Origin of the sequence: Pseudomonas sp. dw_358, from assembly GCF_018449655.1 — a bacterium.
Classification (GTDB): domain Bacteria; phylum Pseudomonadota; class Gammaproteobacteria; order Pseudomonadales; family Pseudomonadaceae; genus Aquipseudomonas.
Genome location: NZ_JAAVUX010000001.1, coordinates 150,912 through 170,543, shown reverse-complemented (window position 1 = coordinate 170,543; position 19,632 = coordinate 150,912). Strand labels below are relative to the sequence as shown.

The 19,632-nt window shown below is 61.3% G+C and carries 17 protein-coding genes; 9 read left to right on the top strand and 8 right to left on the bottom strand.

Going from position 1 to position 19,632, the window contains the following annotated elements; genetic code table 11:
- The first annotated feature begins 2 nt into the window (after window positions 1-2).
- From HB675_RS00790 to lpxC, 4 genes are all read left to right on the top strand, one after another.
- Window positions 3-866, top strand: coding sequence for a cell division protein FtsQ/DivIB (locus HB675_RS00790; RefSeq protein ID WP_213875186.1), 864 nt, complete (start codon window positions 3-5; stop codon window positions 864-866).
- 17 nt (window positions 867-883) lie between these two features.
- Entirely contained in the window at window positions 884-2,152 is a 1,269-nt protein-coding gene (ftsA, locus tag HB675_RS00785) for a cell division protein FtsA (protein ID WP_213875185.1), read from the top strand.
- A 68-nt stretch (window positions 2,153-2,220) separates the two neighbouring features.
- Window positions 2,221-3,420, top strand: coding sequence for a cell division protein FtsZ (ftsZ, locus tag HB675_RS00780; protein ID WP_213875184.1), 1,200 nt, complete (start codon window positions 2,221-2,223; stop codon window positions 3,418-3,420).
- 112 nt (window positions 3,421-3,532) lie between these two features.
- Window positions 3,533-4,444 (top strand): UDP-3-O-acyl-N-acetylglucosamine deacetylase, encoded by a 912-nt coding sequence (gene lpxC / locus HB675_RS00775; protein WP_213875183.1) that lies wholly within the window; start codon window positions 3,533-3,535, stop codon window positions 4,442-4,444.
- A gap of 233 nt (window positions 4,445-4,677) precedes the next feature.
- On the opposite strand, the gene HB675_RS00770 is transcribed toward lpxC, so the two are convergent.
- Together HB675_RS00770 and HB675_RS00765 are read right to left on the bottom strand one after the other, a co-directional pair.
- A complete protein-coding gene (locus HB675_RS00770) occupies window positions 4,678-5,451 on the bottom strand; it encodes a hypothetical protein (protein ID WP_213875182.1) in 774 nt (257 codons plus the stop codon).
- A 102-nt stretch (window positions 5,452-5,553) separates the two neighbouring features.
- Entirely contained in the window at window positions 5,554-6,009 is a 456-nt protein-coding gene (locus tag HB675_RS00765) for a DciA family protein (RefSeq protein WP_213875181.1), read from the bottom strand.
- A 306-nt stretch (window positions 6,010-6,315) separates the two neighbouring features.
- On the opposite strand from HB675_RS00765, the gene secA reads away from it, so the two are divergent.
- The 3 genes from secA (at window position 6,316) to HB675_RS00750 (ending at window position 11,390) form a co-directional block, all read left to right on the top strand.
- Complete coding sequence (gene secA, locus HB675_RS00760) at window positions 6,316-9,063, top strand: preprotein translocase subunit SecA (protein ID WP_213875180.1); 2,748 nt, start codon at window positions 6,316-6,318, stop codon at window positions 9,061-9,063.
- Between the two features lie 133 nt (window positions 9,064-9,196).
- On the top strand, window positions 9,197-10,414 hold the full coding sequence (argJ, locus tag HB675_RS00755) for a bifunctional glutamate N-acetyltransferase/amino-acid acetyltransferase ArgJ (protein ID WP_213875179.1): 1,218 nt from the start codon (window positions 9,197-9,199) through the stop codon (window positions 10,412-10,414).
- Window positions 10,415-10,433: 19 nt separating this feature from the next.
- Window positions 10,434-11,390, top strand: coding sequence for a Nudix family hydrolase (locus HB675_RS00750; RefSeq protein WP_213875178.1), 957 nt, complete (start codon window positions 10,434-10,436; stop codon window positions 11,388-11,390).
- Window positions 11,391-11,417: 27 nt separating this feature from the next.
- On the opposite strand, the gene HB675_RS00745 is transcribed toward HB675_RS00750, so the two are convergent.
- Genes HB675_RS00745 through HB675_RS00730 form a run of 4 tightly spaced genes read right to left on the bottom strand, consistent with a single transcriptional unit; the run spans window position 11,418 to window position 15,944 of the window.
- Window positions 11,418-11,981 (bottom strand): cob(I)yrinic acid a,c-diamide adenosyltransferase, encoded by a 564-nt coding sequence (locus HB675_RS00745; protein WP_213875177.1) that lies wholly within the window; start codon window positions 11,979-11,981, stop codon window positions 11,418-11,420.
- 2 nt (window positions 11,982-11,983) lie between these two features.
- A complete protein-coding gene (locus HB675_RS00740) occupies window positions 11,984-14,017 on the bottom strand; it encodes an ATP-binding protein (RefSeq protein WP_213875176.1) in 2,034 nt (677 codons plus the stop codon).
- Between the two features lie 49 nt (window positions 14,018-14,066).
- On the bottom strand, window positions 14,067-14,990 hold the full coding sequence (locus HB675_RS00735) for a putative 2-dehydropantoate 2-reductase (RefSeq protein WP_213875175.1): 924 nt from the start codon (window positions 14,988-14,990) through the stop codon (window positions 14,067-14,069).
- 3 nt (window positions 14,991-14,993) lie between these two features.
- Window positions 14,994-15,944 carry a diguanylate cyclase gene (locus HB675_RS00730; protein ID WP_213875174.1) on the bottom strand — a complete coding sequence of 317 codons (951 nt, stop codon included), beginning with the start codon at window positions 15,942-15,944 and terminating at the stop codon, window positions 14,994-14,996.
- Window positions 15,945-16,103: 159 nt separating this feature from the next.
- Here HB675_RS00730 and HB675_RS00725 point away from each other — a divergent pair, with 159 nt between their 5' ends.
- Together HB675_RS00725 and HB675_RS00720 are read left to right on the top strand one after the other, a co-directional pair.
- Window positions 16,104-16,583, top strand: coding sequence for a YajQ family cyclic di-GMP-binding protein (locus HB675_RS00725; protein WP_213875173.1), 480 nt, complete (start codon window positions 16,104-16,106; stop codon window positions 16,581-16,583).
- A gap of 100 nt (window positions 16,584-16,683) precedes the next feature.
- Window positions 16,684-17,526: a mechanosensitive ion channel family protein gene (locus tag HB675_RS00720; protein WP_213875172.1), complete on the top strand. Its 843-nt coding sequence runs from the start codon at window positions 16,684-16,686 to the stop codon at window positions 17,524-17,526.
- An 84-nt stretch (window positions 17,527-17,610) separates the two neighbouring features.
- On the opposite strand, the gene HB675_RS00715 is transcribed toward HB675_RS00720, so the two are convergent.
- Together HB675_RS00715 and HB675_RS00710 are read right to left on the bottom strand one after the other, a co-directional pair.
- Window positions 17,611-19,161 carry an AmpG family muropeptide MFS transporter gene (locus HB675_RS00715; RefSeq protein ID WP_213875171.1) on the bottom strand — a complete coding sequence of 517 codons (1,551 nt, stop codon included), beginning with the start codon at window positions 19,159-19,161 and terminating at the stop codon, window positions 17,611-17,613.
- A 43-nt stretch (window positions 19,162-19,204) separates the two neighbouring features.
- On the bottom strand, window positions 19,205-19,564 hold the full coding sequence (locus HB675_RS00710; protein WP_213875170.1) for an MGMT family protein: 360 nt from the start codon (window positions 19,562-19,564) through the stop codon (window positions 19,205-19,207).
- Window positions 19,565-19,632: the final 68 nt, after the last annotated feature.

Sequence of the window (19,632 nt, the reverse complement as noted above, 5' to 3'; positions counted from 1 at the left end):
CCATGCGAGGCGCATCGATTCGTCATCAGTCATCACCTGCCGTCGGCCGTAACAAGCCGGTGCCCCGTGGTGCCAGTCGAATGGTGGACAAAGAACCGTTGCGCCTGCCAAAGGCCAACTTCGGCTTTCTCAAACTGTTGCTGTGGCCGGCCGCTCTGGTTGTGTTGGGGCTGGGCACCTATGAAGGCGCGCAATATGCGCTGCCTTATGCCGACCGGCCGATTGCCCACGTGGCGATCCAGGGTGACCTCAGCTACATCAGCCAGCAGGCCGTTCAACAGCGCATTGCGCCGTACCTGAACGCACGGTTCTTCACCATCGACCTGACGTCCATGCGTTCGGACCTGGAGACCATGCCATGGATTGCCCACGCCGAGGTGCGGCGTGTGTGGCCTGACCAGGTGGTGATTCGCCTGGAAGAACAGCTGCCCGTCGCCCGTTGGGGTACCGAGGCGCTGCTCAACAACCAGGGCGAAGCGTTTGCGCCGCGAGAGCTGGCCAACTACGACCATCTGCCGCAGCTGGTCGGCCCTCAGCGGGCGCAGCAGCAAGTGATGCAGCAGTACCAGGTACTCAGCCAGATGTTGCGGCCCCTGGGTTTTTCCATCGCGCGGCTGGAACTGCGCGAGCGTGGCAGCTGGTTCCTGACCACCGGGGCAAGCAGTACGGGCCCGGGGATCGAATTGCTGCTGGGTCGGGATGACCTGGTGGCGAAGATGCGCCGCTTTATCGCCATCTATGACAAGACCTTGAAAGACCAGATCACGAATATCGCGCGGGTCGATCTGCGCTACTCCAACGGCTTGGCCGTGGGTTGGCGTGATCCCCAGGCGGCAGCGGAAAAACCCGCCGTCGCGAAGAATTAAGAAGAGGCAGGACCCCAATGGCAAACGTGCAAAGCGGCAAAATGATCGTCGGTCTGGATATCGGCACCTCCAAGGTGGTGGCGCTGGTAGGCGAAGTCGCGGCCGACGGCACGCTGGATATCGTCGGTATCGGTACCTATCCCTCCCGCGGCCTGAAAAAAGGCGTGGTGGTGAACATCGAATCCACGGTGCAGTCGATCCAGCGCGCCGTGGAGGAAGCCCAGTTGATGGCCGGCTGCCGCATCCACTCGGCGTTCGTCGGGGTGGCCGGCAATCATATCCGCAGCCTGAACTCCCACGGCATCGTCGCCATTCGCGACCGTGAAGTGAGCATGGCCGACCTGGAACGCGTGCTCGACGCCGCCCAGGCTGTCGCGATCCCGGCTGATCAGCGGGTGCTGCACACGTTGCCCCAGGACTACGTGATCGATAACCAGGAAGGCGTGCGCGAGCCGCTGGGTATGTCGGGCGTACGCCTGGAAGCCAAGGTCCACGTGGTGACCTGCGCGGTCAATGCGGCGCAGAACATCGAGAAGTGCGTACGCCGTTGCGGCCTGGAAATCGACGACATCATCCTCGAGCAACTGGCTTCCGCGTATTCGGTGCTGACCGACGACGAGAAAGAGCTGGGCGTCTGCCTGGTGGACATCGGCGGCGGTACCACCGACATCGCTATCTTCACCGAAGGCGCGATTCGTCACACGGCGGTGATCCCGATCGCGGGCGATCAGGTCACCAACGACATCGCCATGGCCCTGCGTACGCCGACCCAATACGCCGAAGAGATCAAGATCCGTTACGCCTGTGCCCTGGCCAAACTGGCCGGTGCCGGCGAGACCATCAAGGTCCCGAGCGTGGGTGATCGTCCGCCCCGCGAGCTGTCCCGCCAGGCCTTGGCCGAGGTGGTGGAGCCACGCTATGACGAACTGTTCACGCTGATTCAGGCAGAGTTGCGTCGTAGCGGTTACGAGGACTTGATCCCGGCCGGCATCGTGCTGACCGGTGGTACGGCGAAGATGGAAGGTGCGGTCGAACTGGCCGAGGAAATCTTCCACATGCCTGTACGCCTGGGCGTCCCGCACACCGTGCGCGGCCTGTCCGACGTGGTGCGCAACCCGATCTATTCAACGGGGGTAGGGCTGTTGATGTACGGCCTGCAGAAGCAGTCCGACGGCCTGTCCCTGAGCGGTATCAGCCATAACCGCGAGACCAGCAGTTATGGCAGCGACGAACCCAAGGCTCCGGTACTGGAGCGCATCAAACGTTGGGTCCAGGGCAATTTCTAAGCTTCAAGACAGTTTCAAAAAGCAGTAGCGGTAGGCGCACAAAACTAGAGAATGAAAGGAGAGGGAACATGTTCGAACTCGTAGACAACATCCCGCAAAGCCCGGTCATCAAAGTGATCGGTGTGGGCGGTGGCGGCGGCAACGCGGTCAACCATATGGTCAAGAGCAACATCGAAGGCGTGGAATTCATCTGCGCCAACACCGATGCTCAAGCCCTGAAGAACATTGGTGCGCGCACCATTCTGCAGTTGGGTACGGGTGTGACCAAGGGGCTGGGTGCTGGTGCCAACCCTGAAGTCGGTCGTCAGGCGGCCATGGAAGATCGCGAGCGCATCGCCGAAGTGCTGCAAGGCACCAACATGGTGTTCATCACCACTGGCATGGGTGGCGGTACCGGTACTGGTGCGGCGCCGATCATCGCTGAAGTGGCCAAGGAAATGGGCATCCTGACCGTGGCGGTCGTGACCCGTCCGTTCCCGTTCGAAGGCCGCAAGCGCATGCAGATCGCCGACGAAGGCATTCGCATGCTTTCCGAAAGCGTCGACTCGTTGATCACCATTCCCAACGAGAAGCTGCTGACCATCCTGGGCAAGGACGCGAGCCTGCTGTCGGCTTTCGCCAAGGCTGACGATGTCCTGGCCGGTGCCGTTCGCGGTATCTCCGACATCATCAAGCGTCCGGGCATGATCAACGTCGACTTCGCCGACGTGCGCACCGTGATGAGCGAGATGGGCATGGCGATGATGGGCACTGGTTGCGCCAGCGGTCCGAACCGTGCACGTGAAGCCACGGAAGCGGCCATCCGCAACCCGTTGCTCGAAGACGTCAACCTGCAGGGCGCCCGAGGGATCCTGGTGAACATCACCGCCGGTCCTGACTTGTCCCTGGGCGAGTACTCCGACGTGGGCAGCATCATCGAAGCTTTCGCTTCCGACCACGCCATGGTCAAGGTCGGCACCGTGATCGATCCCGACATGCGTGACGAGTTGCACGTCACCGTGGTGGCAACCGGTCTGGGTGCCAAGATCGAGAAGCCGATGGTCAACAAGGTCATCGACAACACCTTGCAGAGCCCCTCCCAGCAATCGGCTGCCGCCCAGCAGCAGACGCGCCAGGAATCGGCTTCGCCTAACTACCGCGATCTCGACCGTCCGACCGTGATGCGCAACCAGGCTCACGCCGGTGCGGCTGCAGCGGCGAAGATGAACCCGCACGATGATCTGGACTACCTGGATATTCCGGCCTTCTTGCGTCGTCAGGCTGATTAATGGAATTTATCAGGGCTATGAGGGTGATTGGTGTTCAGCAAAGGTCTGGTCTGCTATTATCGCCAGCCTTTGTTGATACCAGTTCGCAATTTGCGCTGAAGCGGCCAATGCCATGATTAAACAACGCACCCTCAAGAATATCATCCGTGCCACAGGCGTCGGTCTGCACTCCGGGGAGAAGGTATACCTGACCCTCAAGCCCGCGCCCGTGGATACCGGTATCGTGTTCTGTCGCGTCGACCTCGACCCGGTCGTGCAGATTGCTGCACGTGCTGAAAACGTCGGCGCCACCACGATGTCCACCACGCTGATCAATGGCGACACCAAGGTGGATACGGTGGAGCACTTGCTCTCGGCCATGGCTGGCCTGGGAATCGATAACGCCTACGTCGAGCTCTCAGCGTCCGAAGTGCCGATCATGGATGGTAGTGCCGGGCCCTTTGTATTCCTGATTCAGTCTGCTGGCCTGGAAGAACAGGACGCCGCCAAGAAATTCATCCGCATCCTGCGTGAAGTGACAGTGACCGAGGGCGACAAGCGCGCCACCTTCCTGCCTTTCGAAGGGTTCAAGGTCAGTTTCGAGATCGATTTCGATCATCCGGTTTTCAAGGATCGTACCCAGTCGGCCAGCGTCGACTTTTCCAGTACGTCTTTCGTCAAGGAAGTCAGCCGCGCACGGACCTTCGGGTTCATGAGCGATCTGGAGTACCTGCGCAAGCACAACCGTGCCCTGGGCGGTAGCGTCGACAACGCCATCGTTGTCGGTGTCGACGGCGTGGTCAACGAAGACGGCCTGCGGTATGAGGACGAATTCGTCAAACACAAGATTCTTGATGCCATTGGTGATCTTTACCAACTGGGCAACAGCCTGATCGGCGAGTTCCGCGGCTACAAGTCGGGGCACGGGCTGAACAACCAGCTGTTGCGCAAGTTGCTGTCCGAGAAGGATGCGTGGGAAGTGGTGACGTTTGAGGACGCCAGTCTGGCGCCGATCTCGTATATGCGTCCGGTTGCTGCCGGTTAAGCGAACAGCTTTCTTCTCTAGTTCTGTTTTGATTAAAACCGCCTTCGGGCGGTTTTTTTTATGGCCGATATCCCTATCGGCGCGACGATCCGCGCTGGCTTGTGATCTTGATTGTCCACTCCCGCGCTGCTTCAGTCGGCCTGCTGAGGGCGCGGACAATCAAAAACCACAGCCACAGCAGACACAACCGCATCGCCCCTTGCTTGCCGTAGGGTCGGAGAAGACCGTCAACCTCATTCCGCTGGCTGCTTGGGAAACAGATAGGCAATGGCGATCAATTCGTCTGCGGACCAGCCATACCAAGGGTGTACCGTGCTGGCCATGACCGCCTTCTCGTCGATGTCCGGGCTGGTGCCCGGGATGTGCCGGTCGGGAGGTTCAAAGATGTTGTCTTCACCGCCAGAATGGGCAAGACCCAAGGCATGCCCCATTTCATGCACGATCGTGTTCTTGTAAATGGATGCAGGGTAGTCGGACGCATAGAAAACGTTGATGTACAACTCGACACCGATGACGCCGTCCCGAGGTATTTCAGCATGACCCAGCTTTCGGTCATCGAGGCTGTACAGCGTGACGACAGTATCGGCTTCAGCCGGCTGCTGGACGAAGCGCAGATGAACGCCGGAGCCCGGGCCTGCATTGTTCCATTCATTCAAGGCCTCGCGAATCAATGCGTCCCATTCGGCATTCATCGGGGGCACGTATACCTTTATATCCGCTGCCGCCGCAGGCGTGGCCACGAACCAGTCGATAGGGAACATGTAGCTTCGGCTCTGGTTGTCGCGCTTGAGTTCGCTCAACCGGTGCTGGATTTCAGAGGCGCGGTCAAAACCGATCAGCATGCCGCAGGATGAGATGACAAAACCCACGCCGGGCACCAGTTCGGCTTCCTTCATCCCGGCTTCATGCAGGCGCGCGAGCATGGTCGCTACCTCGCTTTCGCCAGGCTGGGGCTTGGTGGGGCGGGGGGGAGGGCTGACTTTAGGCAGGAAAATATCCATGTTCATGGTTGATCACCTCGCGTCTGGGTAAGAGAACTGCGAAGTCAGTACATCACCCCGAACAAGGGCTGTTAACTCGTAGATTTACCAGTTCTGACCGATGCGTGCTCAACCCTTGCGCGTGGCATGGCTGGCCAACCGCTCCAGCGCGGCGCGCAGGTTGGGGTCGGTAATCCCTTCGGCTGTCGCCTGAATGTTATCCCCTGAGCGGGCCGACAGGTCTATGGCCCGGGTAACCGGTATGGCGGGCGTGTGGGGTGGCTGGACCTTGAACAGGATCCGGGTCAGGCTGGCAAAGGCCTCGAGGGCCTGCAGATCACGCTGCAGACGCTTCTGCTGATAGCGCAAGCGCGTCGCCCAATGACCATCGGTCACGATCAGCAACAAGCTGCCCTCGCGCCAGGACGCGACATGGCAATGGGGGCGCGCAGCGGGCTGTAATTGACTCTCGAGCAAGCGCTGCAAATGAGCGAGGCGCTGGGCCTGGCTGAACAGTGCCTTCAATGGCTTGGCTTCGCGCAGCAGGACGGCGGGCGCCTGAGCGGGAAGAGGGCGATAGGCCATGGACGAGATACCGGAGGTTACAGAAACGCCATCGTAACAGATCTGCTGCAAAGCGCTGAATCCCCGGCTCGGTGGCGTTTTTCCGGACAAATCAAGGGGTAACTTATGACCCGCGGCGCTTGAAGTTGGCGCAAAAGCCCTTATTGTAAAAAAGCCCCGTCACAGCGCTGTGCCAGCATCGTGGAATAACGCCACTTTCCTCTCCATCGTTTCCGGGTAGAATGCTCGTTCGCATGCGGCCATAAGGGCTGCACGGGCGACTCACGGGGCCGCCCTCCATCCCTACGTGTGGAAGATCTTGCCGATATGTTTGCGCCTTTGTTAAAAAAACTTTTTGGAAGCAAGAACGAGCGTGAAGTCAAACGCATGCTCAAGACGGTACAGATCGTCAATGCCTTCGAAGAGCAAATGGTGGCCCTCTCGGACGAGCAGCTGCGCGCCAAGACCGAAGAGTTCAAGGCCCGCCTGGCAAAGGGCGAGACCCTCGACAAACTCCTGCCCGAAGCCTTTGCCGTCTGCCGCGAAGCCGGCAAGCGGGTCATGGGCATGCGCCACTTTGACGTTCAGCTGATCGGCGGCATGACGTTGCACGAAGGCATGATCGCGGAGATGCGCACCGGTGAGGGCAAGACCCTCGTGGCAACCTTGGGCGTGTACCTCAACGCCTTGTCCGGCAAAGGCGTCCACGTGGTCACGGTGAACGACTACCTCGCACGCCGCGACGCCAACTGGATGCGTCCGCTGTATGAGTTCCTTGGTCTGACCGTGGGGGTGGTCACGCCGTTCGCACCGCCTGAAGAAAAACGCGCCGCCTACGCTGCCGACATCACCTACGGCACCAACAATGAATTCGGTTTCGACTACCTGCGCGATAACATGGCGTTCAGCGTCGAAGAGAAATTCCAGCGCGAGCTGAATTTCGCGGTCATCGACGAAGTCGACTCCATCCTCATCGATGAAGCCCGCACCCCGCTGATCATCTCGGGCCAGGCCGAAGACAGCTCCAAGCTGTATACCGAGATCAACCGTCTGATCCCGCAGCTTGAACAGCACATTGAAGAAGTCGAAGGCGTGGTCACCAAAGAGGGCCACTTCACCATTGACGAGAAGACCCGCCAGGTCGAACTCAATGAAGCGGGCCACCAGTTCATCGAAGAGATGCTGACCCGTGTCGGCCTGCTGGCCGAGGGCGAAAGCCTGTACTCGGCGCACAACCTGGGCCTGTTGACCCACGTTTATGCCGGCCTGCGTGCCCACAAGCTGTTCCATCGCAATGTTGAATACATCGTTCAGGATGGCCAGATCCTGCTGGTGGATGAACACACCGGCCGGACCATGCCTGGCCGTCGTTTGTCCGAGGGCCTGCACCAGGCCATCGAAGCGAAGGAAAACCTCAATATCCAGGCCGAAAGCCAGACCTTGGCGTCGACCACCTTCCAGAACTACTTCCGTCTGTACAACAAGCTGTCCGGCATGACCGGTACGGCCGACACCGAAGCGTTCGAGTTCCACCAGATCTACACCCTGTCGGTGATGGTCATCCCGCCGAACAAGCCGTTGGCGCGCAAGGACTTCAACGACCTGGTGTACCTGACCGCCGAAGAGAAGTACGCGGCCATCGTCACCGACATCAAGGAAAGCATGGCCAAGGGCCGTCCGGTGCTGGTGGGTACAGCGACCATCGAAACCTCCGAGCACATGTCCAGCCTGCTCAACAAGGAAGGCATCGAGCACAAGGTGCTCAACGCCAAGTTCCACGAGAAGGAGGCCGAAATCATTGCTCAGGCGGGCCGTCCTGGTGCGCTGACGATTGCCACCAACATGGCCGGTCGCGGTACTGACATCCTGCTGGGCGGCAACTGGGAAGTGGAAGTCGCTTCGCTGGACAATCCGACCGCAGAGCAGATCGCCCAGATCAAGGCCGACTGGCAGAAGCGTCACCAGGAAGTGCTGCAATCCGGTGGCCTGCATGTGATTGCCTCCGAGCGCCATGAATCGCGTCGTATCGACAACCAGCTGCGCGGCCGTGCCGGCCGCCAGGGTGATGCCGGTTCCAGCCGTTTCTACCTGTCGCTGGAAGACAGCCTGATGCGTATCTTCGCCTCCGATCGGGTGAAGAACTTCATGAAGGCCTTGGGCATGCAGTCCGGAGAAGCCATCGAGCATCGCATGGTGACCAACGCCATCGAAAAGGCTCAGCGCAAGGTCGAGGGTCGCAACTTCGACATTCGCAAGCAGTTGCTTGAATTTGACGACGTGGCCAACGAACAGCGCAAAGTGATCTACCACATGCGCAACAGCCTGCTGGCCGCGCAGAACATTGGTGACACCATCGCCGATTTCCGTCAGGAAGTCCTTAACGTCACCGTCAGCTCGCACATCCCGCCACAGTCGTTACCTGAACAATGGGACGTGGCGGGTCTGGAAGCGGCATTGCTCAACGATTTCGGCGTGAAGCTGCCGATCCAGCAATGGCTCGACGACGACGAAAAACTCTACGAAGAGACGCTGCGCGAGAAGCTGCTGACCGAGCTGCTGGCGGCCTACAACGAGAAGGAAGAACAGGCCAGCACCGACGCGCTGCGCACCTTCGAGAAGCAGATACTGCTGCGCGTGCTCGACGACTTGTGGAAGGACCACCTGTCCACCATGGATCACCTGCGCCACGGTATCCACCTGCGCGGCTACGCCCAGAAGAACCCGAAGCAGGAATACAAGCGCGAGTCGTTCACCCTGTTCCAGGAACTGCTGGACTCGATCAAACGCGACACCATTCGCGTGTTGTCTCATGTCCAGGTGCGTCGCGAAGATCCTGTCGAGGAAGAGGCGCGCCTGCGCCAGGAAGCCGAGGATCTGGCCGCGCGCATGCAGTTCGAGCACCCGTCCGCGCCAACCCTCGAAGTGGCCGATGCCGTTGAAGAGGGCGGCGATGTGGCCTTGGCTATGGCTCAGGCCACGACGCCGGTGCGCAACGACCAGAAGCTGGGTCGCAACGAGCTGTGCTGGTGTGGCTCGGGCAAGAAATTCAAGCACTGCCACGGCCAGATCGACTGATCGACGCGCGATACAGTGAGTTCGAGCGCCGCGACAGATTCACCTTGTCGCGGCGTTTTTTCATATAAGGTTTTGTCATTCATCGTCCGGCGTGCTGCGGCGCGCCGACCTGTCGTCATTCAGGAGCGTTCACATGGCTGTCGGTCTCGGTCCCTTGCCCACTTTGCACCCGGTTGCCGGTTTTGAACTCGGTATTTCCAGCGCCGGTATCAAACGTCCGGGGCGCAAGGATGTGGTGGTCATGCGTTGCGTCGAAGGCTCGCACGTGGCGGGTGTCTTCACCCTCAATGCCTTCTGTGCCGCGCCGGTGATCCTGTCCAGGCAGCGCGTGGGTGGCAATGTTCGTTATCTGTTGACCAATACCGGCAATGCCAACGCCGGCACCGGCGAGCCTGGCCTGGCCGCCGCCGCGCGGACCTGCGAAGCCCTGGCGCGCCTGACCGGCGTGCCGGCCGAAGCGGTACTGCCGTTCTCCACCGGTGTCATCGGCGAGCCCTTGCCCGTCGAGAAGATCGAAGGCGCCTTGCAGGCGGCGCTGGACGACCTGTCCCCTGACAACTGGGCGGCGGCCGCCACCGGCATCATGACCACCGACACCCTGCCCAAGGGCGCCAGCCGTCAATTCCAGCATGACGGCGTCACCGTGACGGTCACCGGCATCAGCAAGGGCGCGGGCATGATCCGCCCGAACATGGCGACCATGCTCGGTTACATCGCCACCGACGCCAAGGTGGCTCCCGAGGTGTTGCAAGACCTGCTGCGCGACGGCGCGAACAAGTCGTTCAACCGCATCACCATCGACGGTGACACCTCCACCAACGACTGCTGCATGCTGGTTGCCACCGGTCAGGCCGATGTGCCCTTGGTCACCGAAGCCCGCGGCGAGCTGTTCAATGCGCTCAAGCGGGCGGTGTTCGAGGTGTGCATGGAGGTCGCTCAAGCGATTGTTCGTGACGGCGAAGGCGCGACCAAATTCGTCACCGTGGAAGTCAACGGCGGCGGCAATCACCAGGAATGCCTGGACGTCGGCTACGCCGTGGCCCATTCGCCCCTGATCAAGACCGCGCTGTTTGCTTCGGACCCTAATTGGGGGCGTATCCTGGCCGCTGTCGGGCGCGCTGGCGTGCCTGATCTGGATGTGAGCAAGATCGACGTGTTCCTCGGCGAAGTGGTCATCGCCAGCGGCGGTGCGCGGGCGGCCAGTTACACCGAAGAACAGGGCTCGGCAGTCATGGCGCGCGAGGAAATCACCCTCCGTATCGAATTGGCGCGAGGTGATTGCAGCGAGACGATCTGGACCACCGACCTCTCCCACGAGTACGTGAAAATCAACGCTGAATATCGCACCTGAGTCCAGTCAAGGGGGCAGCATGAAACGGGTCCACGTAGCGGCCGCGGTCATCCGCGACCGCGACCAGCGCATTCTCATCGCCAAGCGCGCCGACAGCCAACATCAGGGCGGTCTCTGGGAGTTTCCCGGTGGCAAGCTGGAGGCCGGTGAGGACGTGCCCACGGCACTGGCGCGGGAGCTGCGTGAAGAGCTGGGTATCGAAATGGAAGTGGCGCGGCCGCTGATCAAGATCGCCCATGACTACCCGGACAAACAGGTGTTGCTGGATGTCTGGGAAGTCTCGCAGTTTCGTGGCGAGCCTCATGGCGTTGAAGGCCAGCCGCTGGCCTGGGTCTCGGCGCGGCAGTTGGCCGGCTATGAGTTTCCCGAGGCCAACCGGCCGATTGTCGCGGCCGCGAGCCTGCCAGGCGAATACCTGATCACCCCCGATGGGCTCGACAACGGCCCATTGCTGCGGGGTATACAGCGGGCCATTGCCGAGGGCACACGGCTGATCCAGCTGCGTGCGCCCAACGGCTATGACCCCAAGTACCGAGATCTGGCGGTAGACGCCGTGGGCCTGTGTGCCGGCAAGGCGCAGTTGATGCTCAAAGGCCCGTTGGAATGGCTGGGGGACTTTCCCTCGGCGGGTTGGCATCTGACGGCCGCGCAGTTGCGCAAATACGCCAGCAAGGGCCGACCGTTTCCCCAGGAACGCTGGCTGGCGGCTTCGTGTCATGACGCTGAAGAGTTGGCCCTCGCCGAGCAGATGGGCGTGGATTTCGTCACCTTGTCACCGGTGCAGGCGACCTTGACCCATCCCGAGGCAGTTCCATTGGGCTGGGAGGCGGCAGGGAAACTGATTGCTGGCTTCAAGCGCCCGGTCTTTCTGCTGGGCGGGATGGGCAAGGCCCAGCTTGAGCAGGCATGGGAGGCCGGAGCGCAAGGTGTGGCAGGCATTCGGGCGTTCTGGCCTGGGGAGTCCGGCAAAGACTGATGGCCCGCGATGCAGGCGACGCGGTCTTCATGGCTTGACGGCCGCCTGCCACAACACCTCAGCCACGCCTTCACGGCGAGCTACGATTCGCGCCGCGACGAACAACAGATCCGACAACCGATTGATGTAGGCCAAGCTTACCTCGCCCAACGGTTCCAGCGCATTGAGCTGCTGACAGCGCCGTTCCGCCGTGCGCGCCAGGGCTCGGCAGACATGGGCCTGGGCGATCAGAGCGGAGCCACCCGGCAGGATGAAATTTTCCAGCGGCCCCAGTTCTTCGTTCCAGAGATCAATAGCCGCCTCCAGCCGCTGCACCTCGGCCTCGGTCAAAGCCTTGTAGGCCGGCATGGCAAGTTCGCCACCGAGATCGAATAGCCGGTGCTGGCATGGCGCCAAGACGTCCACCAGCTCGGCCATCCCGCCGTGCTCGATCAGCCCGGCCAACAGCAGTCCCAGCTGACTGTTCAAGCTGTCCACCTCGCCAATGGCCTCCACTCGCGGATGGTCTTTCGGCACCCGCCGCCCATCGCCCAGGCCGGTTTCGCCCTTGTCGCCGGTGCGTGTGTAAATCTTTGACAGGCGAAAGCCCATGTTCAAGTCTCCAGGTGGGCGACGGGATAGCCGATCACAGCCCCCGTCAACGGCAGGCGCAAGGTGAAGCAGGTGCCTTGGCCGACCGCCGACTGCACCTCCATCTGACCTTTATGGTTGTTGGTGATGATGAAATACGACACCGACAGGCCCAGCCCGGTGCCCTGGCCAATTTCCTTGGTGGTGAAGAACGGCTCGAAGGTGCGTTTGCGCACGTTCTCGGGCATGCCGATGCCGTTATCTTCCACTTGGATCTCCGCCCAGGGCGGGTTCAGGCGAGTGCGCAAGGTGATACGCCCCGGCTCGCTGCCCTCGGGGCGCTGGTGAATGGCCTGGGCGGCGTTCTTCAGCAGGTTGAGCAGGACTTGCTCCAACTCGTTGGCGGTACCGGGTACAGGCCCCAGCGCGGAGTCGAACTGGCGGACGATGGCCTGGCCCTTGAAGTCGAAGCCGATGGCCAGATCGAAGTCGTTGCCGGCAATCTCCACCGCCTGATCGATCAGCGCCGGCAGGTCGCAAGGAGCCATTTCTCGTTTGCTGCGGCGGCTGAAGCTGAGCATGTGGGTGACGATTTTCGCCGCGCGGCCGCCGGCATGCTGAATGCCCTCAAGCAGTTGCGGGATTTCACGCCCGCTCAGGTAGCGGTTGACGGTCTGCAAGTCGATCCCCACCTCGTTGGCGTAATCGACGTTTTTCGGCAGCTCCAGTGACAGCCGCCGACGGATGTTCTGCACGTTGTGCAGAATCGCCCCCAAGGGATTGTTGATTTCGTGGGCCATTCCGGCCGCCAGTCCGCCCACCGAGAGCATTTTCTCCGACTGCACCATCATCTCCTCCAGCGATAGTCGCTGGGTGATGTCATCGATCCGGATTACCACGCCGCGCCCGGCGCCGCCGGTCAGGGGATAGAAAGTCAGGGCGTAGTGGTTGACCACCTCGCCCTTGACCCAGGTTACCCGCTCGATCTTGGCAACGGTGTGCTGTTCCACGGTGCTCTTTAACTGGGGCAGAAAGGCTTTGAGTGGTTCGAAGGCCAGGTAGATCGGCTGGTTCAGCGCCTCGTCCAGGCGGGTCCCCGAAAGTGCGCTGGCTTCCTGATTCCATTGGGTCACGTACAGCTGTTCGTCAAGGGCGATAAGGGCCGACGGCATGGAATCGATGATGCTGTTGAGGTAGTTCTGAAAACCGGTGAGTTTTTTCTCGATCTTGCTGCGTACCTGGACTTCCAGTTCCAGCTTGCGATTGGTATGACGGGTTTCCTCGGCCAGGCCCTGGGCTTGAGCGTAGGCGGCTTCGGAGTCGTCGCGAGCACGCTTGAGTTGCTGTTCGCGGGCCTCGATGCGCGAGAGCATGGTGTTGAAGGCCTCGGCCAGGCTACCGATCTCGTCGTGGTTGCCTGGGGCTGCGCGCAGGGCGTAGTTCTCTTCGCGGGTGACCTGTCGCGAGAGTTCTTCCAGGCGGTAGATGGGTTGGGTGATCAGGCGCTTGATCTGCCGAGCCACCACCAGCCACAACAGCACGCTGAACACCAGAATGCCGAGACTGGCGGTCAGGGTGCCGGTGTAGAACGCGCCGGGCAATTCGCTGCTGGCTACCAGCAACAGATGGCCGACGCCGTTGCCGGCACCATGCAGGAGCACCACTTGGGTGCTGCGGTATTCATTTTCGCGCCAGTCATCAATGCGCTCATAGTGGTTGGGCAGACGCAATGGCGCGCCGTGTTGGCGCTCGGCCAGCAGGGCGCCGCTGGCGTCATAGACGGCTGCCGCGCGCAGGGGCGAGTAGCCATGCAGTTCCTGGAGCAAGGCGTCGGCTTTTTCGCTTGATTGCAGCGCCTGCTGGGTCAGCCCGGGGTTGTTCAGCAGGCGGCCGATGGTCTGCAGAGCCTGAGGCGCCATGCTCTCCTGGGAGATCCAGTAAGCGGCGCTGATGAAGGTCAAGTTGGCCACTAGCAGCACCGTAGCCAGCAGTGCCAACAGTGCGGCCAGCAATTTTTGTCCTACAGGAAGGTTTTCCAGGCGCTGGCGCAAAGGCATCGTTGTATCCATGGAAGACTTGATCGGGCCAGTGTATCAAAGGGCTGCTTCAGTCGCTGGGCAGGCCGCAGGCGCGCAGTTTTTCGGCCAGGCGTTCGCGCAGGTGCAGCACGTGAGGCAGGTGCAGGCCATGGCGCGCAGCGGCTGCACAGGCGTAACCCAGCAGGTAGTGGATCTCTGTGCGGCGGCCGTGGCTGACGTCCTGGTGCATCGAAGAGTAGTTACGCGCCGTGGCCTGAATGACACGCAGCACCTCACTGTACAGCTCGCTGGCCGCTTCAGGCTGCCCGCAGCATTCAAGCAGCTCCGTCAACTCGGCACACAGGCCGGCCACTTCGCAGACGTGTTGGGTCAGTTCACCGTTACGGCAGTCATGGAGCACGGTCAGGGGGTTGATCGCGCAATTAAGTGCCAGCTTGCGCCACAGACGGCCGAGAATGTCCGGGGTCCATTGGTGGGGGATGCCGGCCCGACCCAGGTCGGCCAGCCACGGCGGCGGCACCGGATTGGCCGGGTCGCCAAGCCAAGTGTGACCCTGTCCGGCAAATTCGCTGTGCCAGGGCTGGGGACGGAAGGCGCCTTCGGTACTGGAGGCATAAATGCAGCGTCTGCCTGGCAGGCTGGACGCCACTTCGTCCTGGCTGCCCAAGCCGTTCTGCAACACCACCACGTCCGCATCGGGCGCCAGTCGGTGGGCCAATGCGAGCACGGCAGAGCGTGCGTCATAAGCCTTGCAGGCCACCAGCAGGCGCTCAATGGGCAGGCCGTCCTCGGCGGTCTCGGCGGGGACGGGCCATTGCTGCGAAAGGCTTCGTTCGGTCAAGGTCAGACCGCCCTCGCGCTCGTAGCTGGCCAGGCTTTCGGCACCGCGCAGGATCAGCCGCACCCCCAGTCCCGCCCGCCGCAGCCGGCAGGTCCAGAGCGTACCCAGGCTGCCAGCGCCGAGCACATGCCAGACCGCCTGCCCGCTCATGGGTCAGAGCTTGGAAGGCAGGCGCTTGGCGGTCACCAGGCCTGAATTGTAGGAATAGTCGAGTAGGGCGCTGGCTTCGTCGAACAGACTTTGCGGGTCGATCGGCAGGCTGCGGCTGTCCAGGCCCACCAGGCTGATGCCGGCGGCGATGTCCAGCAAACCGGCGCTGGTCATGAAACCTTTCAGATTGAGACCTTCGTGCAGGCGCTTGAAGCTGCTGGGGGCGCATTCCTGCAGGTCGGCGGGCAGGGTCAACAGGACGAAATGCTGATCGTCCAGCCGGGCCAGGATGTCCAGCGGCCGTACCATCTGTTGCAGGCGCCTGGCGACGCCTTGCAGCAGTTCGTCGTAAAAGTCGCTGCCATACTCGCGCTGCAGCGCTGCCGATTGTTGCAGGCCGATCAGCAGGTAGCACAAGGCGCCACCACGGGCCTGGATCTGGCGCAGGCTGTCGGCCAGTTTCTGGCGCAGGTAGCGAGCATTGCCCAGGCCGGTCAGGGAGTCCACCAGGTTGCGCTGCTCGAGGCTGGCGATGTTCTGGCGCAGCAGGCGGTTTTCCTGGCGCAGGCGTTGCAGGTTGCTGGTCAAGCGGTCGGCGGCAGCCACCCGGGGCAGCAGATGGTCGCGAACATGGCCTGGGTGAATCACGTCATCGATGCCATTGTCGGCCTGTTCATCCAGCAGGTAGGCTGCCGGGCGCTGATCGATGAGCAGGATATAGGTATAGTGGTCGCCCATTTCATCGAGCTGGCGTACCTGAGTAGCCAGTTGCAGGCCTTCCTCGCCGCTGACCAGCAACAGGCTGGCCGGCTGGTTCTCGAGCAAGCCGATGGCCTCTCCCGGTTGCGCCAGGCGAATGTCCTGATACCCCGCCTGACGAAGTTCGCCGGTGGTGATAGCGGCGCTGTCGAGGTCGTCAGTCACCAGCAAAATGCTCAATATCGGGTTAGGCATGTGGAGCTCGCATGAAAAGGAATATATGGCCTGAGTGCGCAAGCATGAAGCTCATGTCGTAATGCTGGCAACCGTTATAATGACCCGGCATTTTACCCGTCAAGCCAAGCGCGTTCCATTGGTCTGCAAGTCGCGCCTTTTTCAATCTGGAGAGAATACATGCCCTCGTTCGACGTAGTGTCCGAGCTCGATAAACACGAAGTCACCAATGCGGTCGACAACGCCATCAAGGAACTGGACCGTCGCTACGACTTGAAAGGCAAGGGTTCCTTTGTCTTCAAGGAACTGACCGTCAGCCTGACGGCCGAAGCGGAATTCCAGCTCGAAGCGATGATCGAAATCCTCAAGCTTTGCCTGGTAAAACGCAAGATCGACGTGCAGTGCCTTGAAGTCAAAGACGCCTACGCTTCCGGCAAGGAAATGAAGCAGGACGCCGTGCTGCGCGAAGGCATCGACAAGGAACTGGCGAAGAAAATCGTGGCCCACATCAAGGACGCCAAGCTCAAGGTCCAGGCGGCCATCCAGGGTGAGCAGGTGCGAGTTACCGGCAAGAAGCGCGACGACCTGCAAGAGGCCATCGCGGCCCTGCGCGCGAAGGAATTCGGCATGCCGCTGCAGTTCAACAATTTCCGCGACTGAGGCCTTTGGCACGAGCAGTCCGCCGGGCGTTGCCGGGAACCTCATTGGTCTGCCAGCGTCCGACTTTGTTGAACAAAGCTGAAAGACGATGGAGAGGTACATGGATTTGAATGCGCAAGTAGACCACTTGGTCAAAGCTTCCGAAGGCTGGATCCCGATGATTCTGCAGTACGGCAGCAAGGTCTTGCTGGCATTGGTGACACTGGTGGTGGGCTGGTGGTTGATCAATAAGGTGACTGCCAATCTGCAAAAGCTGCTAGCTCTGCGCCATATCGACCTGGCCCTGCAAGGTTTCATCGGCAGCCTGGCCAACATCATCCTCAAGGTTTTACTGATCGTCAGCGTCGCGTCGATGATCGGTGTGGAAACCACCTCGTTCGTCGCCGCCATCGGTGCCGCCGGGCTGGCCATCGGTCTCGCCCTGCAGGGCAGCCTGGCCAACTTCGCCGGCGGGGTGCTGATTCTGTTGTTCCGGCCCTTCCGCATCGGTGACTGGATCGAGGCCCAAGGGGTGCAAGGTACCGTGGACGCGGTGCTGATCTTTCACACCGTGCTGCGCACCGGCGACAACAAGACCGTGATCATCCCCAACGGCAATCTGTCCAATGGCATCATCACCAATACCAATCGGCAGCCGACACGCAAGATCACCTACAACGTAGGCGTGGACTACGACGCGGACCTGAAGAAGGCCCAGGCCATTCTGATGGACCTGGCCAAGGACCCTCGCGTGCTGGAAAGCCCGGCGCCGGACTGCGTGGTGTCGGCCTTGGGCGACAGCTCGATCACTCTGTCGCTGATGATGTGGGTCAATACAGGGGATATGGGTGGCATGACCAACATGCTCAACCTGGAAGTGCGCGATCGTTTGCGCTCGGCAGGGATCGAGATTCCATTTCCGCAGCGAGTGGTGCGGGTGGTGCAGGAAGCACCGGCGAAGTAATTTGATCGCGCTGGCGAGAAGCGCTCGTCGAGACGGTCAATAGAGCTGTCACCGCCCGCGCGGGCGGTGGCAGCCATCACTCGGTCACAAGCCTGGCTGATCCGCAGCAGCCTCACCTTCAACCTCTTTCCCCTCGCGCCGACTCTCCTGACGCCAATGCAGCGCAATCAGCACCAGCGTCGGCAAGCCCAGAATCGCCGTGATCAGGAAGAAGTTATGGTAGCCATACTTCTCCACCATCACCCCTGAATAGCCGCCGATCAACCTTGGCAGCAGCAGCATCAGCGAGCTGAGCAGAGCGTATTGAGTGGCGGAGAACTTCAGGTTGGTCAGGCTCGACAGGTAGGCGACGAAGGCCGAGGTGGCGAGGCCCGAGCTGAGGTTGTCGAGGGAGATCGCGACAATCAGCATCTTCAGGTTCGGGCCCATGTCGGCCAGCATCAGGAACAACAGGTTGGTGGCTGCCGAGGCCGCGCCGCCGACGAACAGGATCGGCAGAATGCCGAAACGCACGATCAGCAAGCCGCCGATGCCGGCCCCGGCCAGGGTCATGACCAGGCCGAAGAGCTTGCTGACACTGGCGATCTGGTCTTTGGTGAAGCCCATGTCGATGTAGAAGACGTTGGACATTACCCCCATTACGGTGTCGGACATCCGGTAGGTTGCGATCAGGCCCAGCAGCAGCAAGGCCTGCCAGCGGTAGCGCACGATGAAGTCATTGACCGGCGTCAGCACGGGTGCGAGGCCGCGACGGCCCATCGACGACAGGCACAGCGTGGTCAGAATGGTGTAGAGAATGGCGCGCAGGAAGGCGCGGTCCTCCAGCAGCAGGTCAGTGAGGCTTTCACCGTTGATCACGGCGGCAAAGTCGGTGTTGTACAGCTGGGTGCACATGGCCGGCACGGAAATCAGCAGGATGATCAGCACGAACACCGACATCACTTGATGGCTGAAACCGTAGCGTGCAGCTGACAACTGGGTGCGCAGGGGCACGGGGGATTCACGCATGACCAGGGTGGTGATCAGGGCCGGCACCATCAGCACGCCAAACAGCATGTAGGTGTTGGACCAGGCTTTTTGCAGGTACGCGTATCCGGTGGAGCCAAAGCTTTCGGCGAAGAACAGCGCACCCGCAGTGGCCAGCAAGGCCGCGACCCGGTAGCCCGCCATATAACTGGCGGCAAGCGCCGCCTGGTTGCTGTCCTCGGCGACTTCAAGACGGTAGGCGTCGACGGCGATGTCCTGAGTGGCCGACGCGAACGCGACCACCACGGCAATGGCAATCAGCCAGGAAAGATGTTTCTGCGGGTCGCAGAAGCTCATGCCGATCAACCCCAGTACAATCAGGGTCTGGGACAGCACCAGCCAGGAGCGCCGACGCCCCAGGCCGCCGAGCACGGGCAGGCGCCATTGGTCGAGCAGGGGAGACCACACCCATTTGAAGGCATAGGCCAGACCGATCAGGCTGGCATAGCCGATGGTTTCACGGGCGACGCCTGCTTCGCGCAGCCAGACGGACAGCGTCGAGAACACCAGCATGTACGGCAGGCCTGAGGCAAAACCGAGCAAAAGGAGTACGAGCGTGGAAGGGCTGGCATAGGCGGCGAGCGCGGCGCGCCAGGTTTTACGGGGCATGGGCTGGAATCTGCCTCAAGTTTGCGAAAACAAAGCGCGCACTCTAACCGCTGTGCTCACTCGGGCGCCAGCCATGCCGGTGCATATCCACACGATTCTTCATGATCAGCACCCCCTCGCTGCGCAACCGCCCCCTTTGTTCATCACCGCCGACGCTGCCCTCTACCAGACTCAAGCGCCCGCCCGCGCCGATCACCCGGTGCCAAGGCAGAAGACTGCCATTGGGCAGCTGGCTCAGGGTCCGCCCGACCCAGCGCGCCGCCCGGCCGAGGCCGGCCATGTCGGCCAGTTGGCCATAAGTCACCACTTTTCCGGGTGGTATCTGCGCCAGTACGGTATACAACGCCGTGCGTCGTTCTGCCGCGGAATCATTTTGTAACTTTCCGGGGAACTCGTCTGACATCGTTTTGTCAGTCCTTGTGGCCGTGGGTGTGCTGATCATGCCCGAATTTTCCTGAACTTGAGCGCACT